The sequence below is a fragment of the Nitrospinota bacterium genome, assembly GCA_016208975.1.
Taxonomy (GTDB): Bacteria; Nitrospinota_A; UBA7883; order UBA7883; family JACRLM01; genus JACQXA01.
In genome coordinates this window covers 423,340-439,415 of the sequence record JACQXA010000004.1, presented here as the reverse complement: position 1 = coordinate 439,415, position 16,076 = coordinate 423,340, and the positions used below count along the sequence as shown (strand labels likewise).

The 16,076-nt window shown below is 55.2% G+C and carries 15 protein-coding genes; 12 read left to right on the top strand and 3 right to left on the bottom strand.

The annotated features are described in order from the left end of the window. Nucleotides 1-5 precede the first annotated feature (5 nt). The 6 genes from ftsA (at nt 6) to HY751_05635 (ending at nt 6,764) form a co-directional block, all read left to right on the top strand. The gene (gene ftsA / locus HY751_05660) at nt 6-1,235 is read left to right on the top strand and encodes a cell division protein FtsA (GenBank protein ID MBI4665884.1); all 1,230 of its coding nucleotides are present in this window, start codon (nt 6-8) and stop codon (nt 1,233-1,235) included. Between the two features lie 71 nt (nt 1,236-1,306). Beyond that, nucleotides 1,307-2,557 carry a cell division protein FtsZ gene (gene ftsZ / locus HY751_05655; GenBank protein MBI4665883.1) on the top strand — a complete coding sequence of 417 codons (1,251 nt, stop codon included), beginning with the start codon at nt 1,307-1,309 and terminating at the stop codon, nt 2,555-2,557. Between the two features lie 15 nt (nt 2,558-2,572). Beyond that, nucleotides 2,573-3,220, top strand: coding sequence for a DUF484 family protein (locus HY751_05650; GenBank protein MBI4665882.1), 648 nt, complete (start codon nt 2,573-2,575; stop codon nt 3,218-3,220). A 132-nt stretch (nt 3,221-3,352) separates the two neighbouring features. After that, complete coding sequence (gene tcmP / locus HY751_05645; protein ID MBI4665881.1) at nt 3,353-4,540, top strand: three-Cys-motif partner protein TcmP; 1,188 nt, start codon at nt 3,353-3,355, stop codon at nt 4,538-4,540. Between the two features lies 1 nt (nt 4,541). Beyond that, nucleotides 4,542-5,396: a radical SAM protein gene (locus HY751_05640; GenBank protein MBI4665880.1), complete on the top strand. Its 855-nt coding sequence runs from the start codon at nt 4,542-4,544 to the stop codon at nt 5,394-5,396. A gap of 78 nt (nt 5,397-5,474) precedes the next feature. Next, nucleotides 5,475-6,764 (top strand): hypothetical protein, encoded by a 1,290-nt coding sequence (locus tag HY751_05635; protein ID MBI4665879.1) that lies wholly within the window; start codon nt 5,475-5,477, stop codon nt 6,762-6,764. 4 nt (nt 6,765-6,768) lie between these two features. On the opposite strand, the gene HY751_05630 is transcribed toward HY751_05635, so the two are convergent. Next, nucleotides 6,769-7,149, bottom strand: a complete 381-nt coding sequence (locus tag HY751_05630) for a BON domain-containing protein (protein MBI4665878.1) — start codon at nt 7,147-7,149, stop codon at nt 6,769-6,771. Nucleotides 7,150-7,245: 96 nt separating this feature from the next. Here HY751_05630 and HY751_05625 point away from each other — a divergent pair, with 96 nt between their 5' ends. Then, a complete protein-coding gene (locus HY751_05625) occupies nt 7,246-7,890 on the top strand; it encodes an HD domain-containing protein (protein MBI4665877.1) in 645 nt (214 codons plus the stop codon). 23 nt (nt 7,891-7,913) lie between these two features. Here the strand turns inward: HY751_05625 and HY751_05620 are convergent, their stop codons facing one another. Both HY751_05620 and HY751_05615 read right to left on the bottom strand, forming a co-directional pair. Continuing rightward, nucleotides 7,914-8,207: an XRE family transcriptional regulator gene (locus tag HY751_05620; GenBank protein ID MBI4665876.1), complete on the bottom strand. Its 294-nt coding sequence runs from the start codon at nt 8,205-8,207 to the stop codon at nt 7,914-7,916. Next, nucleotides 8,204-8,455 carry a type II toxin-antitoxin system RelE/ParE family toxin gene (locus HY751_05615; GenBank protein MBI4665875.1) on the bottom strand — a complete coding sequence of 84 codons (252 nt, stop codon included), beginning with the start codon at nt 8,453-8,455 and terminating at the stop codon, nt 8,204-8,206. The genes HY751_05620 and HY751_05615 overlap by 4 nt, the downstream gene beginning before the upstream one ends. A 167-nt stretch (nt 8,456-8,622) precedes the next feature. Between HY751_05615 and HY751_05610 the strand changes: the two genes are divergently transcribed. The 5 genes from HY751_05610 (at nt 8,623) to bamA (ending at nt 16,073) form a co-directional block, all read left to right on the top strand. Beyond that, nucleotides 8,623-9,897, top strand: a complete 1,275-nt coding sequence (locus HY751_05610; GenBank protein MBI4665874.1) for a lipoprotein-releasing ABC transporter permease subunit — start codon at nt 8,623-8,625, stop codon at nt 9,895-9,897. Continuing rightward, nucleotides 9,894-10,481, top strand: a complete 588-nt coding sequence (locus HY751_05605) for a hypothetical protein (protein MBI4665873.1) — start codon at nt 9,894-9,896, stop codon at nt 10,479-10,481. Before HY751_05610 ends, HY751_05605 begins: the two co-directional genes overlap by 4 nt. Nucleotides 10,482-10,486: 5 nt before the next feature. Continuing rightward, complete coding sequence (locus tag HY751_05600) at nt 10,487-11,200, top strand: ABC transporter ATP-binding protein (GenBank protein MBI4665872.1); 714 nt, start codon at nt 10,487-10,489, stop codon at nt 11,198-11,200. Nucleotides 11,201-11,327: 127 nt separating this feature from the next. Further along, nucleotides 11,328-13,760: an ATP-dependent Clp protease ATP-binding subunit gene (locus HY751_05595; protein ID MBI4665871.1), complete on the top strand. Its 2,433-nt coding sequence runs from the start codon at nt 11,328-11,330 to the stop codon at nt 13,758-13,760. Nucleotides 13,761-13,778: 18 nt separating this feature from the next. Further along, a complete protein-coding gene (gene bamA / locus HY751_05590) occupies nt 13,779-16,073 on the top strand; it encodes an outer membrane protein assembly factor BamA (protein ID MBI4665870.1) in 2,295 nt (764 codons plus the stop codon). The last annotated feature ends 3 nt before the right edge of the window (nt 16,074-16,076 follow it).

Genomic DNA, 16,076 nt, shown 5'->3' with positions numbered 1-16,076 from the left:
AAGACATGGCCAAGAACAGGGAACTAATCGCCGGTTTGGATATCGGCACCTCCAAGACCTGCTGTGTGCTGGCGGACATTAGCGGTGGGGCCATAGACATAGTGGGACTGGGAAGCCACGCATCCCACGGCCTGCGCAAGGGTGTGGTGGTGAACATCGAGTCCACGGTAGAGTCCATAAAGGCCGCCGTGGAAGAGGCGGAAACCATGGCGGGGGCGGAGATAGAAAGCGTTTACGCCTCGGTGGCCGGGGAGCATATCAAGGGGATAAACAGCCACGGCATAATCGCCGTGAAAGGCTCGGAGGTTACCCAGGCCGACGTGGACCGGGTGCTGGAGGCGGCCAAGGCGGTGAACATACCGATGGACCGGGAGATGATCCACACGCTCTCCCAGGAATTCATCGTGGACGAGCAGGGGGGCGTGGCCAAACCCGTGGGTATGCGGGGTGTGCGGCTGGAGGCCAAGGTGCACATCATCACCGGGTCGGTAACGTGGATACAGAACATCGTGCGTTCCGTGAACAGGGCGGGGCTGGTGGTTTCGGCCACTGTGGCCGAACAGCTGGCCGCCTCCGAGGCGGCGCTGGACGAGGACGAGAAAGAGCTGGGCGTGGCCCTGGTGAACATGGGTGGCGGCACTTGCGACATAGCCATATACCACAAAGGCTCCATCAAATGGACCTCGGTGGTGACCCTGGGCGGAAACGACATCACCGGGGACATATCCATCGGCTTCCGCACCCCGGGGCACGAAGCCGAGAAGATAAAACGTCTTTATGGTTGCGCCGCGTCAGACCTGGTGCCCGACGACGAGGTGATAGATGTGCCCGGCGTTGGTGAACGCGAGGCGCGGCAGGTTTACCGCAGGACACTGGCGGACATAATCCAGCCTCGGGTGGAGGAGATATTCATGATGGTCAAACGCGACCTGGAGGTATCCGGCTATCTGGACCAGCTGGCGGCGGGCCTGGCGCTTACAGGAGGCACGGCCATGATGCAGGGGATGCCGGAGATAGCCGAGGCTATTTTCAACATGCCGGTGCGCCGGGCGCATCCGCGAAAGCTCGGCGGCATTACCGACATTGTGGACAGCGCCGAATACGCCACCGCGGTGGGGCTGATTCTTTACGGGGCGAGGGATATGGCCAGTGGACGCAAGAGGAGAAGCCGTGGCAAAGGCGCTCTGGACGGCGGGCTGGTGAAGATAAAAGACTGGATAAAGGATTTTTTCTGATAGGTCACACGGGAGGGGCGGCTTTTTAACGGGCCGCCATGCGCAAGGCAATAAACGCTAGGGAGGATGAGATGAGCGAGTTCCAGGATATAGATGACAGCGAAGTGATTTTCGATTGCGCCGACAGCATTGCGGATTACAACTTCACCCCGAAGATAAAGGTGGTGGGCGTTGGGGGCGGCGGGGGCAACGCCGTGCGCACCATGCTAAACCACGGCATATCCGGCGTGGAGTTTATCGTGGCCAATACCGACGCGCAATCCCTGCGCGCCTCGCCCGTGCCGCAGAAGATACAGCTGGGCAAACAGCACACCCGCGGGCTTGGCGCCGGCGGCAGGCCCGAGGTGGGCAAGGCCTCGGCCATCGAGGATGAGGAGGATATAAGGGAGCATTTAAGGGACGCCCACATGGTGTTCGTCACCGCTGGCATGGGCGGCGGCACTGGCACCGGGGCCGCGCCGGTTATAGCCGCTATCGCCAAGGAGATGGGAGCGCTTACCGTGGCGGTGGTAACAAAGCCTTTCTCCTTTGAGGGGAAAAGGAAGCTGGGCAACGCCGAGCAGGGGCTGGCGGAGTTAAGGAAGAACGCCGATACGCTCATAATTATCCCCAACCAGCAATTGCTGGGGTATGTGGACAAGTCCACCCCCGCCGTGGCCGCTTTCGGCAAGGCCGACGGGGTGCTGTCCGGCGCGGTTAAAGGCATATCCGACATCATCACCGGCGTGGGCAACATAAACGTGGACTTCGCCGACGTGCGCACAGTGATGAGCCAGAAAGGCATGGCCCTGTTGGGCGTGGGCGTGGGTTCCGGCGACAAACGCGCCATGGAAGCCGCCCAGAGCGCCATAAACAGCCCCCTGCTGGAAGACTCCCACATAGACGGCGCCAAGGGGCTTTTGATAAACATCACCGGCGGGCCGGATTTCTCCCTCAACGAGATGAGCGAGGCCGTATCCTTCATCACCGACCACGCCGACCACGACGCGGACATCAAGTTCGGGCTGGTGATAGACGAGACCATGGGCGAACGCGTTAGCGTTACCGTCATCGCCACCGGGTTCAAGGCCTTCCAGGAAGGGCGCAGGGGCGACGAGTACGGTTCATCCTCCCGGCAGGACCAGCTGGCGCCCCAGGGGAAGATAGCCCCCCTCCGCATATCCCGCGACAGGCTGATAGCAGACGACATCGCGCGGGAAGTTGCGGCGGAAAGGGCTTTCGTGCCACCCAGGCGGCCAACTTTGAAAGCGGTCAACGGTGATATGGACATCCAGAACGAAAACCTGGCCATACCCGCGTTCATCCGGCGCCAGGCGGACTAGGGGGAGCATTACGGTATGAAGCAGGATCTGGCCTCGCAGTCTCTTAAGATGAACAATGTGCGGCTCAGGGAATCGGTGGCGTCGTTGAGCAAGAAGCTCAAGTTCCTCATCAACTGCTCCGAGGAGAACGAGATAAAGGACCAGCGGGTGGAGGAGATGGAGGAGATAATCTTCACCTCCGGGTCGCTTAAAGAGATGTTCGACACGCTCATCACCCAGGGACGGCAGATCTTCGGGCTGGACGCCATAACCGTCACCCTGGACACACGGTTCGAGAATGGCTACCCCGAAGGGTACAAGGAGCCCGGCGTAAACGTGTTCATCAATTCCGGCAATGTTTTCTTCGCGGAGCTTATGGCCGACCAGTCACTGGTTGATCTTACAGAGCCACGCCTGCGCCGGGGCAAAAAGGGGTCTGAAACCTTCTTCCCAAACGGATTGTGCATGAAGGTGCGTTCCGAGGCTCTTCTGCCTGTCAGAAGCGCCGGAGGGTTGCTGGCGGTGGTGGCCTTTGGAAGCTCCATTCCCACAAGATTCAACGAAGGGGATGGCGTGCGATACCTCAAAAGGCTGGCCCGCCTGCTGGCGTTGAAGATGGACAATTTCGCCGCCCGTTATGAAAGGGTGGAGCAAGCCGCTGTGGTGGAAAGTGTGCCAATTTGATTGATATCCACACCACGTTAGATTGCGGTTTGGGTGTAAGCCTGTATGGATAAAAGTTTGTGGTGTGCGAATATTTTGGTTATGGCGGGTAACGGTTATTGATTTAAAAACGTTTGGTTGGGGAAGGAAATCGTGGGGCAGACCAAAGATTTTTTCAAGGAAAAGAAAGCGTGGTCGGCGCTGAAAGACGAAATTCTTGACTACTATCTTACCCCATATATTTCAAAAATTTTACGAGCACATAGGCCGTTATATATATTTGATTGTTTTGCTGGCAAAGGAAGGTTTGACGATGGTACGCCAGGTTCGCCGTTGATAATAGCAGAACAAATAAGAGGAAAGCTTCTAAGTAATCAGACAAATACCGGTATGCTTAGGGGAGCTTTTATTGAAAAAAAGTACGGTACAGATTTAGAAAACAATCTGGCCGGTTACCCGAATACAAAGGTATTGCATGGAACATTCGAGGACAACCTGAATGAAATATTATCATTAGACAGAAACAGTAGCATTTTTTTGTATGTTGATCCTTACGGCATAAAAAGCCTCAACCTCAACAACTTCCAGCGTGTCGGAGAAACAAGTTTTTCATCCATTGAAATGCTGATGAATTTCAATTCAGTCGGATTCCTCAGAGAAGGCTGTCGGTTATTGAAATATACAGATCCCCTGGGCGACGATGAATTGGCCGATTATGAGAGCGATGGAGACATTAATACCATTGCCCGCTTAAACGAAATTGCTGGGGGCGCATACTGGCAAGATATACTGAGGAGATACTATGAAAAAGCGATAACTTTCTATGAGGCTGAAGATGCTTTTATATCGGAGTACTGTCTAACGCTGAGGAATGTATTTAAGTACACTGTAAATATACCAATAAAAACCAAATCAAACCACATCCCTAAATATCGGTTAATTTTTTGCTCCAATCATAAAGACGGTTTGATTTTAATGGCAGATAATATGCACAAAAAATGGAAGGAAATAGTTGCCCGCCAACGAAATGGTCAACTAGCCCTTCTTGACCTTGAATTCCCTGATTTTAAACTGTGTCAGGGATTTGATTTACATGCTGACATTATGTCTTTAGTGTCTGCAAGCAGTTCAGGCATCTCTCTGCAGGACTTGATTGTCGGATTGATTCAAAAATACGGGATTGCATTTTGCGAGTCAGATTATAAAAAAGAGATTCGCCGAATGGAAAGCGATTCCGATTTGGTAATAGTCCGAGATCCCCCTGTAACCAAAAAGACAAGGAGGCCTGCAACATCAATGGAGTATTCCAAATACGATATCATGGTTAGAAAGCTTTCATAGTATGAATAAGGTATGTTCTTATATTGAGAGAAAATCACTTCTTTATAAAACAGGCGTTGAATACGGGGACTACACGATTAACCATGTCGAAGGTTGCTCGCATGGATGCCTGTATCCTTGTTACGCTATGCTTATGGCCAAAAGGTTCGGCAAAGTAAAAACCTATGAAGATTGGATTAGGCCTAAAATTGTTTCAAATTCGCTTGAACTTCTACAAAAGGAAATACCGAAGTATAGAGACAAAATCAAGTTTGTCCATCTAAGTTTTAGCACGGATCCCTTTATGCACGGTTATAAGGAAATCTCGAATTTAACCTTAAGAATTATTGAAATGCTTAATAATGCAAACATAAGGTGCACTGCGCTGACAAAGGGAACGCTCCCAGCCGAGCTTTCCTCGCTAAGCGAATTGAATGAATTCGGAATAACCTTAATTTCGCTTGACGATAAATATAGAAAAAAATACGAGCCATTTTCAGCGCCGTATAAAGAGAGAATTAGGAGCCTTTATGCTTTGCATAAAAAGGGAGTAAAAACATGGGTGAGCATTGAGCCATATCCAACTCCAAATATTTTGGATCAAGATTTTAGAGAGATACTGGAATCGATTGCCTTTGTAGATAAGATTATTTTTGGAAGGCTTAATTACAATTCACTGGTTACTAAATATTTAAATGAGGAAACAGATTTTTACGACCAATTGAGTCGGCAAGTAATTGGGTTTTGCCAATCAAGGAAAAAGGGTTTTCACATTAAGCATGGCACAATGGCGAATTGCCCGGAGCGAAATAAGAAAGGAAGTGTTGGCGCTCTATTTTCCAATCTCAAAGTTGGGACTATTGTGGAAGTTGAATAATTCAATGTCCATCAACAAAATTTAAGTCAAATTACCCTGCGTTGGTGTGACGGCTCCCGGCGGGGTATAATCCGGAGGATGAACCCTGTAATCAAGCTGTATATGTCCAAAGGGGGCGGGTTTTCCGCTGGCGGAGCCTCCCTGGAAAAGATAGTGGCCAAGGCCGGTACGCCGTTATACCTGTACGATGCGGGCATAATGCGCGGACAATATAAAGCCCTTACATCGGCGATACCCGCCAGCTTCCGCGTCCATTACTCCGTAAAAGCCAACCCCAACCGTTCCGTGGCCCACATTTTTCAAAAGCTGGGGGCGGGCGCCGAAGTGGCCTCCGCCAGCGAGCTTGCCATGGCCCTGTCCGCCGGATTCAAACCGGAAGACATAATTTACGCCGGGCCGGGAAAAAGTGAAGAGGAAATCCGCCTGGCGGCTAAAAAACGGATAGGCTCCATCAATATAGAGTCGGAAACGGAGCTGGAGCGGATTTTTTCAGCGGCGGATGCCATGGGTAAAAAATCCGCCCCGGTCAAAATAGCGTTCCGGGTGAACCTCCAGTTCTCCGCCGCTGGAGGCACGGTGATGATAGGTGGGGCGCGCAAATTCGGGTTCGATGGGGAAAAACTGCTTCCGGTGGTGGCGCGGGCCATTAAAGACCCAAGGGTTGATGTGCTGGGGTTCCATTGTTTCGCAGGCACGCAATTATTGGACACCGCCACGCTGGGCGCGATCCATGGCGCGTTTGGCGCATGGGCCGTGGAGGCCGCCGCTAAACTCTCTTTCCCGGTGCGGATGATAAATTTTGGCGGCGGGTTGGGGATACCCTTCAAGGAAGGCGAGCGGGAGCTGGACGTGAAAAAGCTGGGAGCCGCGTTAAAGAAAACAGTCAACCGGCTGGGGCGCTCCGCTTATTTCAAAAACACCCGTTACATTCTGGAGCCGGGCAGATACCTGGCTGGCCCGGCTGGGGTTTATGTAACCAGGATCACGGACATTAAAGAGTCTCGCGGGCGGACTTTCGTTCTCACCGACGGGGGGATACATCACGCATTGGTGCCGATAGTGTTCAACAAGAATTATCCCTCGGCCCTGCTGAACAGGATGGGAGAACCCGCGCGCTGTGTGGTTACGGTGGCGGGGCCGTTATGCGCCTCCGCCGACCAGTTCTCGCGGGAGCTTAAACTGCCCAAACCCAGGGTGGGCGATCTTTTGGGAGTGTTCAATTCCGGGGCTTACGGCTATACCGCCGGGATGATCTATTTTCTCTCCCATCCCGCCCCGGCCGAAGCGCTGGTGGACGGGGGAAAAGCCTACATCATAAGGAAACGGGAACTGCCGGATCACGGGCTGGTAACACCCGTGGAGATTTAACTGATTACTTGGCCTGCGAAGGTTCTCTTACTATTATCTGGAGTTTGTTCGTCACGCCTGTGACCCCCTCGGTGGCGCGGACTATCTCCAGCGTCCGCTGGGCCATCTCTTCGCTTGGCGCGTCCCCTTCCACAGTCACGGCGCCCTGGTCAACGGTGAGGCTGATATTTTTCACCGAAACCTGATCGTCTTCCAGCAGGCGTCTCTTGATTCTGGCGTTTATGGCCGTGTCGCTGAAAAACTCCTTGGTCTTCTCATACTTTTCATCCACGGCGGCGCCGAACCGCTCCATGGTCCCTTTTTCTTCTTTTTCCGCTTGAGCATGTGCGGGCAGGGCAATGGCCATCACAATCGCCACGGCGAACGGCGTAAATCGGTGGAGCATCCTGGGTAAACCTCCGTTATTGGTAAAGGTTCTGTGGATTATATCGCCAACAGGCCGCTTGACGCAAAACCGGCGGTGATTTAAGGTTTGGCTATCATGACAGGTAAACTTTGTTTTTTGGTGGAGCCTCTGGCGAAAAGCCATTTTGAGAGCGTGCGCGGCTCCCACGGGTGGGACCATGTTCAAAGAGTGTTGAAACTCTGCGAGCACATCGGCCCGCTGGAAGGGTGCGACATGACGGTGTTGAGGCTGGCGGCGCTTTTGCATGACATCGGCAGGAACGAAAGCGACGCGGGCGGCGGCGAGACTTGCCACGCCCAACTGGGGGCGGAAATGGCCAGAGGCATATTGAAGGAGGCAGGGGCCGATGAAGCGCTCATCGGGGCGGTGGCCCATTGCGTGGAGACCCACAGGTTCCGGCGCGGGGCCGTGCCTGTGAGTATGGAGGCCAAGGTGTTGTTCGACGCCGACAAACTGGACGGCATCGGCGCGGTGGGCATAGGCCGGGCGTTCCTTTTCGCAGGCGAGATAGGCGCAATGCTACACGACCCGGACGTGGACATAGAGAAGACGGAGTCATATACGGAAGACGATACAGCCTACCGCGAATACCTGGTTAAACTGCGGCATGTGAAAGACCGCATGCAGACCAAAACCGGCAAGGCCATGGCCGAAGAGCGGCACAGTTTCATGGAGCTTTTTTTCGGCAGGCTAAACGCCGAGACGCGGGGGGAGTTGTAAGGAAGCCAGACCCCTTCTTTATCTTAAGCCGCTTTTTGTTTGGCCCTTATTACCTGCAGTTTGGCGGTCAATCCGGCCCCTTCAAGAAGCCGCAAAGTTCTGTCCAGGGTTATCTTCTGAAGACTGCCGCTTAATATTCCGGTAACGGTTGACCTCGCCAAGCCTGAACGCTTTGCCAACCCGGCGTGGGTGATCCCTTTTCTCTCCATCTCTTTTAATACAGCTTTAATGATGTCCGCCTTCAATATCGCTTCAAGGGCGCGAGAGTTTCTAATGCCGAACATCTCCGACAATTCGCCAGCCGTTGTCCTTTTCATTCCTGAATCCTCCTCAATCGCAGTCTCGCCACGTTAATATCGGTCAGCGATGTTTGAGCCGTTTTTTTCTGGAAAGCATGAATGAACCAAACCACTCCGCCCCCCGCAAGCCAATAAATCACCCGGTACACTCCGCCGGGTCCTCTGAAACGAAGCTCATTAACTCCGCTCCCAATGCCGGGCATTGGCCTTGAAAGGGGCATCGTTAGAGTCATTCCCGGCTCAATCCTTGCCGCCGCGTCAGCCAATTACTCTCTTATGATTTCGGGAAACTTTCCGATCTCCCGCTGGCATGCGCGGTCAATTCGTATCATTGCGGCATTATGTCATAAATATAAGACAAAAGCAAGTTTTTCCAGAACATCCCCTTCCTCATTGGCCTCGCTTCCGTGTTGCGCTATACTTCACCACTATTATGTCTTACGAATGGTTCATCAGCCTCCGCTACCTCAAGGCAAAGCGCAAGCAGACCTTCATATCGCTGATCACCTGGATTTCGGTGCTGGGCGTGGCTGTTGGTGTGGCCGCGCTCATCGTTGTGCTGGCGGTGATGACCGGGATGCAGGAGGACCTCAGGAAAAAAATCCTGGGCGCAACCTCCCACATAATCATCAACCACATTTCCGCCGCGGGCATAACAGACCACGAGATGGTGGCCCGGAAAGCGGAAAAGATAGACGGCGTGGCGGCGGTATCCCCCTTTGTGATGAACCAGGTGATGATCACCTCCGCCTCCCGCATTTCCGGAGTGGTCATCCGTGGGCTGGACGTATCTTCCGCTATCCGCTCCACGGACATCGGCGATTACATGAAAGAGGGCTCCCTGGACAGGCTGAAGGACGAATACATCCGCAAAGGTACGGAGCTGGACGAACTGGGGGTGGAGACGGTGGTTAAAAGGGCCGGGATAATCATCGGCGCGGAACTGGCCGGTAACCTTAAAGTGGGCCTGTACGATCCTGTGACGGTGGTTAGCCCCGTGGGCCGCGCCACTCCCGCCGGTGGCGCCCCCATATCCCGCGAGTTTTACGTGGCGGGGATATTCAACGCCGGGATGTACGAGTATGACTCGTCGCTGGCCATCGTGTCCCTTACGCAGGCGCAATCCCTGTTCAACATGGGGGATAACGTCACCGGTGTGGAAGTGAAAGTGAAGGACATCTACCAGGCGCCTTTCATAGCCGGGAAGATAGAGGACGCCCTGGGTTTCCCTTATATAGCCCGGGACTGGCGCCAGCTCAACCACAACCTTTTCTTCGCGCTGGCGCTGGAGAAGGCGGTGATAGGGATTATCCTCACCCTTATAGTGTGCGTGGCGGCGTTCAACATAGTATCCACACTCATCATGGTGGTGATGGAGAAAAGCCGGGACATCGCTATCCTTACCGCCATGGGCGCCACCAAGCGGAGCGTCACCATGGTGTTCTTCATAGAGGGGCTTATAGTTGGCATAGCCGGAACCATTTTGGGGGACGCGCTGGGGCTGGTGCTCTGCTGGTTGTTGGACAATTACCATTTCATAAGCCTGCCAAAGGATGTTTACAACGTGGACACCCTGCCGGTGCAGATTGAGCTTCTGGACGTGTTGTTGATATCAGCGTCGGCTTTGTTCATAACGGCGCTGGCCACGCTTTACCCGTCTTGGAGCGCCTCGCGGCTGGATCCGGCGGAAGCGTTGAGGTACGAATGACAGCGCCGAAGCATGACAGCCACGCGCCCCGGAAACTTTTTCACGCCCTGGCGGCGTCCATCATACCCGCGCTGTATCATCTGGAGGTTTTGCCCCGTGGGGTGATCGTTGCGGCGGTAACTTTGCTGGCCGTTCTTTGGATATGGGTGGATTCTGCCCGGCTGAAACTCCCCCGGTTCAACACCTGGGTGATGGCCAGGTTTTCGTTCCTCATGAAAAAAAAAGAGGCTCACAGCGTCAGCGGCGTGTCTTACCTTTTAGGCGGCACGGCCATAGCGCTTCTTTTGTTTCCACCGGCGGTGGCGGTGTCCACCCTGTTTTTCATCGCCCTGGGGGACCCTGCCGCGGCGGTAATCGGCAAGCGGTTCGGAACTATAAAACTTCTACATGGCCGCTCTTTGCAGGGAAGCCTGGCCATGCTGGCCGTGTGCCTTGTTGTGGCGCGGTTCATCGGCGGGTTCGCCTGGCCCGTGTCCATCGCCGGGGCGCTGGTGGCCACCCTGGCGGAGCTTTACTCGGGGAGAATAGACGATAACCTTATGGTGCCCATTTTGGCCGGGGCAACCATGGTGTCTTTCGGATAGCGGCGATGGAAGAATCCTTAAAACCTTTGATGACCGTCGAGAACCTGAGCAGGACGTTCTTGATGGACGACCGGGAGATAAAGGTCCTGGACGGGGTGGACCTGACCATAAACCAGGGCGAGATGTTGGGGGTGATGGGAGCCTCCGGCGCCGGGAAAAGCACCCTGCTATTGCTGATGGGGGCGCTGGACAGGCCCACCGGCGGCTCGGTTCGTTATGGATCCACGGACATTTTCGCCCTAACGGAACGGGAGAAAGCCTATTTCCGGGCGCGGGAAATTGGTTTTGTTTTCCAGTCCAACAACCTTCTGCCCGAGTTTTCCGCCGAGGAGAACGTGGCGCTGGCGGCCATGATAGCCGGGGCGGACAAGAACGAGTCGCTAAAAAGGGCACGGGAGTTGTTGGGGCTGGTTGGCCTTTCCGGAAGGCTGGCGCACCGCCCTGGAAAATTGTCCGGCGGTGAACAGCAAAGGGTGGCGCTGGCCCGGGCGCTGGTGAACGGCCCCGGCCTTCTGCTGGCGGACGAGCCCACCGGCAACCTGGACACGGCCACCGGTGAAGAGGTTTTCGAGCTTATGGCCGGGCTTAACGGACAACGCGGGCAAACCTTTGTTATCGTTACCCACAACCCGCAATTGGCGGAACGGATGACCCGGGTAATAAGGATAAGGGACGGCAAGATTGTTGACACCGGCGCCGATGTGATAAAATCAGCCTAAAGGAAGAGTTGTCGCGCCATGTTTGGAAATGGCGTTGCGGGAGCAAATGGCCGTCGCGCCGCGTTTTTTTTGAAGCGCACCCTTTTCCGGGATGGCGCTTTTCGTGAACCACTAAGGAATTGAGCCGATGTTTAAGCGATTCACCGAGCGAGCCCGCAAAGTAATAATCCTGGCCAGGGAAGAGGCCGAGAAGAACCAGCATGAATACCTGGGCACGGAGCATCTTCTTCTGGGAGTGCTAAAAGACGCCGGCGGCGTGGCCGTGGCGGTGCTCCAGCGGCTGGGGGTGGACTTAAAGCAGGTCCGGGCCGAGGTGGAGCGCCACATGCCCGCCAGTTCCAACACCCTTATCATAGGGGACATTCCTTTCACCAGCCGGGCCAAGAAGGTGCTGGAGTACTCGGTGGAAGAGGCCCGTTCCATGGGCCACAGCTACATAGGCACCGAGCATATCCTGCTGGGTCTGATGCGTGAGAAAGACGGAATAGGCGCCAGGGTGTTGAGCAATTTCGGCGTCACCTACGCCGATGTGCGGGAACACACAATCAACCTTCTGCGGGAGCCTTCCACCACCCAGGAAAAACAGCAGAGCAAGACCCCGGCTTTGGACGAGTTTGGCCGTGACCTTACGGAAATGGCGATCAAGGGCCAGCTGGACCCGGTGATAGGGCGCGACAAGGAAATAGAGCGGGTCATACAGATCCTCGCCAGGCGCACCAAGAACAACCCGGTGCTCATCGGCGAGCCCGGCGTGGGCAAGACCGCCATTGTGGAGGGCATGGCCCAGCGGATAGTAGGGCGCGAAGTGCCCCAGCTTCTGTACGACAAACGGGTGATAAGCCTGGACTTGGGCTCGGTAATAGCTGGCACCAAGTATCGCGGCCAGTTCGAGCAGAGGATAAAGGCTATAATGAAGGAGATAACGCAGGCCCACAACGTTATCCTCTTCATAGACGAGATACACACCCTGGTGGGCGCCGGCGCGGCGGAGGGCAGTGTGGACGCCTCCAACATGCTAAAGCCCGCGCTATCCCGCGGGGAGATACAGTGCATCGGGGCCACCACGCTGGACGAGTACAGGAAATATATCGAAAAGAACGGCGCCCTGGAGCGCAGGTTCCAGCCCATCATAGTACAGCCGCCCGCCGTGGAGGAGACCATCGAGATAATCCGCGGGCTCAAGAACGAGTACGAGGCCCATCACAAGGCCATTATCACCGACGAGGCCATCATCGCCGCCGTGCGGCTGGCAGACCGGTACATATCCGACCGGTTCCTGCCCGACAAGGCCATAGACGTGATAGACGAGGCCGGTAGCAGGGTGCATCTGCGCAAGGTCACGCTTCCGCCCGAGATACGCGATATGCAGAAGAAAATAGACGAAGTGGCCATGGAGAAGCGGGATCGGATAGAGAAACAGGAGTTTGAGAAGGCCGTGGAGCTCCGCGACAGGGAAGAGGAGCTTCGCGTGGAGATGGACCTGAAGAGGGAACAGTGGGAGCGCACGCAGGACGCGGCCCGGCCCATGGTGCTGGAGGAGGATGTGGCCCAGGTGGTTTCGTCCATCACCGGCATACCCTTGAGCAGGATAGAGAAAGAGGAGTCCGCAAAGCTTCTGGCCATGGCCGACGAGCTGAGAAAGAAGGTTTTCGGGCAGAACGAGGCCGTGGAGGCCGTGTCCAAAGCCATCCGCCGCTCCCGCATGGGGTTGAAGGAGATCAACAAGCCCATGGGCGTGTTCCTGTTCCTGGGCCCGACAGGCGTGGGGAAAACGGAGCTTGCCAACGTGCTGGCCGAGTACCTGTTTGGCGACAGGCAGGCGCTCATCCGGCTGGACATGTCCGAGTATATGGAGAAGTTCGCCGCGTCCAAGCTTGTGGGCGCGCCCCCAGGCTATGTGGGGTACGAAGAAGGGGGCCAGCTTACCGAGCGGGTGCGCAGGCGCCAGTACGCCGTGGTGCTTTTCGACGAGATCGAAAAAGCCCATCCCGACATATTCCACATGCTCCTGCAGATAATGGACGACGGCAGGCTTACCGACAGCTACGGCAGGATGGTGAGCTTCAAGAACGTCATTATCATAATGACCTCCAACCTGTCGGCCAGGATTATAGAGAAAGGCTCCACACTGGGCTTCCAGTCAGACAGCGTGGAGATGTCCCACAAGAAGATGAGCGACGGCATAAAAGCCGAGCTTAGGCGCACGTTCAATCCGGAGTTCATCAACCGGATAGACGAGATAGTGACGTTTCGCAAGCTGGAGCGGGAGCATATAGAGAAAATAGTGACCCTGCAGATAGTACAGCTCAACAAACGGCTTGTGGAAGAAGGCGTGACGCTGGAGGTGGACGACGCCGCCAAGGAGTTCATAGTAAACGAAGGGTTCGACCCGTCTTATGGCGCCAGGCCGCTCAAGAGGGCCATCCAGAAACTTATCGAGAACCCGTTGTCCGAGGAGATGCTGTTGGGCAGGTTCAAGAGCGGCTCCGTGGTCCTGGTGAAGTTTGAGGATGGCAGGATAAAGTTCTACGAGAAAAACGCAGTAGTGGAAAGCGTATAAAAGGGCCGCGCCGATCTGATGAAACCATTGCCCTTCCGCTTTTCCAGCATAGCCCTGGGGTTAATACTGCTCCTGTCCGCGCTTGCGCCCGGGCGGGCTTTTGCGTCCCCGGACACCAGGGTAATCAAGGATATCCGCATCAAGGGGCTCGTGCGGGCCGATAGGAACACCGTAAGGTACTACATCCAGGCCAAGACCGGCGCCAAGTACGACCCGGCCTCTTCCGCCGAGGACATCCGCAAACTCTTCGCCCTCGGCTACTTCGACGACATCCAGCTGGATCTCAAGGAAGAGCAGGGCGGCGTTGCGCTTACCTACGTATTCAAGGAAAAGCCTTTTGTGCGGGACATCCTTATTTCCGGGACAAAGGAAGTGGAGGAGAAAATCCTGCGCGCCCGCATAAAAACCCAGAAAGGAACCTTCTTCCGGCAAGACCAGATACCCTGGGATAAGACACGCATCAAACAGACCTACCGGAACAAGGGATTCTATTTCTCCGATACCCGCGTGGTGGTCAAAAAGCTCAAGGACAATTACGTTGATGTGGAGTTCATCATCGACGAGGGGCAGAAGATCACCGTGGGCGGGGTCTATTTCCGCGGGGTTTCCGCCTTCCCGGAGCGGACGCTGAAAGGCCAGATAGAGACCGAACCGGCCTCCTGGTATTCGGTGCTTACCGAAACAGGAGCGTATAAAAAGGACGCCCTCAAGACCGACCTGTTGAGAATGGAGTCGTTCTACCACGACAACGGCTACATAAAGGTCCGAGTGTTCGACCCGGAAGTTGAGGTGGACAAGGAGAAACGCCGCATCTATGTGGTGTTCCCCATATCGGAGGGGGACCAGTACCGGGTAGGCTCCATCGAGATAGCCGGTGACGACGTTTATTCCGAAGATGAGCTGAGGGAGAAAATAAAACTTAAACCCGGCGACGTGTTCAACCGGAGCCAGTTCAGGCAGGACATTTTCGACATCACCGACCTTTACTCCCAGAAAGGTTACGCTTACGCCAACGTCATCCCCGCCGTGGAGACCCATGAGGACACCAAAACGGTGGACGTGAAGATCACCACCAACAAGGGGCGCAAGGTATATGTGGGGCGCATCAACATCACGGGGAACGAATCCACCCGCGACAGGGTCATCCGCCGCGAGTTCCGCCTTTCCGAAGGGGAGCTTTTCAACAGCGAGAAACTGCGCAGAAGCAAACAGCGCATCAACAACCTGGGCTTCTTTGACACCGTGGAGATCGAGCAGAGAAGCCGCAAGGAAGAAGACCTTATAGATATCGAGACGAAGGTGGCCGAGCGCTCCACGGGCCAGCTGTCTTTCGCCGTCGGTTACAGCTCCCTTGAAAACCTCATAATCCAGGGACAGGTGAAATGGGGCAACCTGCTGGGTATGGGGCAAGAGCTTTCCCTTTCGGTGGACACCTCCAGCCGCCGGAGCGACTTTACCATAAGCTTCACCGAGCCTTCGATTATGGACCGGGAGATATCCGGCGGGTTCGACGTTTACAACAAGTCATACACGTACGACGCTTACGAGTCCCGCTCCACCGGCGGCTCCATACGGACCGGCAAGGCTTTAAGCGAATATGTTTACGCGCGGCTGGGGTACCGGTACGAAAAGAACGAAGTGACCATCATAGACAGGGATACCGCCAGCTCCTACCTGTTGGAGCAGGAGGGAACCAGTGATTCAGGCTCGGTTTTCCCCTCCATCACCTATGACACCCGCAACGACCCCTTCAGCCCCACCGCCGGGCAGAAGATCTACGGTAGCGTGGAGGTGGCCGGGCTGGGCGGAGACCAGCGCTATTACAGGCTTGTGGGCGAATACACCTATTACCAGTCCATGTTCCTGGATTTTGTTGGAATGGTTCATGGCCGCATCGGCCGGGCCGACGGATATGAGGGTAAAGGCCTTCCCATAACCCAACGCTTTTTCCTGGGCGGGCCCACCACCCTGAGGGGCTTCACCATCCGCGACATTGGCCCCAAGGACGAAAAAGGGGAGGCCATAGGCGGACAGGCTTTACTGCAATTAAACCTTGAATTACAATACCGGTTCACCAGATACTTCAGAGGGTTCCTGTTCTACGACCGTGGCAACGTTTACGGGACGGACGATGTGCAGAACAACACCACGGACAAGCTTTACGACCTGGAGCAGATGAGGCACAGCTGGGGTTTCGGCGTCCATTTCTTCTCGCCGATGGGCCCCATATCCGTAGCCTACGGCTTCAAGCTGGATCAGAGAACGGGCGAGAGCCCCAACGAATTCCATTTCACAATTGGAGGAGCTTTCTAGAAA

Excerpts from the sequence above, each read along its gene's own strand:
- ftsA (MBI4665884.1), top strand. The coding sequence starts at position 6 with ATGGCCAAGAACAGGGAACTAATCGCCGGTTTGGATATCGGCACCTCC.
- HY751_05635 (MBI4665879.1), top strand. The coding sequence starts at position 5,475 with ATGAACCCTGTAATCAAGCTGTATATGTCCAAAGGGGGCGGGTTTTCC.
- HY751_05640 (MBI4665880.1), top strand. The coding sequence starts at position 4,542 with ATGAATAAGGTATGTTCTTATATTGAGAGAAAATCACTTCTTTATAAA.
- HY751_05595 (MBI4665871.1), top strand. The coding sequence starts at position 11,328 with ATGTTTAAGCGATTCACCGAGCGAGCCCGCAAAGTAATAATCCTGGCC.
- HY751_05600 (MBI4665872.1), top strand. The coding sequence starts at position 10,487 with ATGGAAGAATCCTTAAAACCTTTGATGACCGTCGAGAACCTGAGCAGG.
- HY751_05605 (MBI4665873.1), top strand. The coding sequence starts at position 9,894 with ATGACAGCGCCGAAGCATGACAGCCACGCGCCCCGGAAACTTTTTCAC.
- HY751_05610 (MBI4665874.1), top strand. The coding sequence starts at position 8,623 with ATGTCTTACGAATGGTTCATCAGCCTCCGCTACCTCAAGGCAAAGCGC.
- bamA (MBI4665870.1), top strand. The coding sequence starts at position 13,779 with ATGAAACCATTGCCCTTCCGCTTTTCCAGCATAGCCCTGGGGTTAATA.
- ftsZ (MBI4665883.1), top strand. The coding sequence starts at position 1,307 with ATGAGCGAGTTCCAGGATATAGATGACAGCGAAGTGATTTTCGATTGC.
- HY751_05620 (MBI4665876.1), bottom strand. The coding sequence starts at position 8,207 with ATGAAAAGGACAACGGCTGGCGAATTGTCGGAGATGTTCGGCATTAGA.
- HY751_05625 (MBI4665877.1), top strand. The coding sequence starts at position 7,246 with ATGACAGGTAAACTTTGTTTTTTGGTGGAGCCTCTGGCGAAAAGCCAT.
- HY751_05630 (MBI4665878.1), bottom strand. The coding sequence starts at position 7,149 with ATGCTCCACCGATTTACGCCGTTCGCCGTGGCGATTGTGATGGCCATT.
- HY751_05650 (MBI4665882.1), top strand. The coding sequence starts at position 2,573 with ATGAAGCAGGATCTGGCCTCGCAGTCTCTTAAGATGAACAATGTGCGG.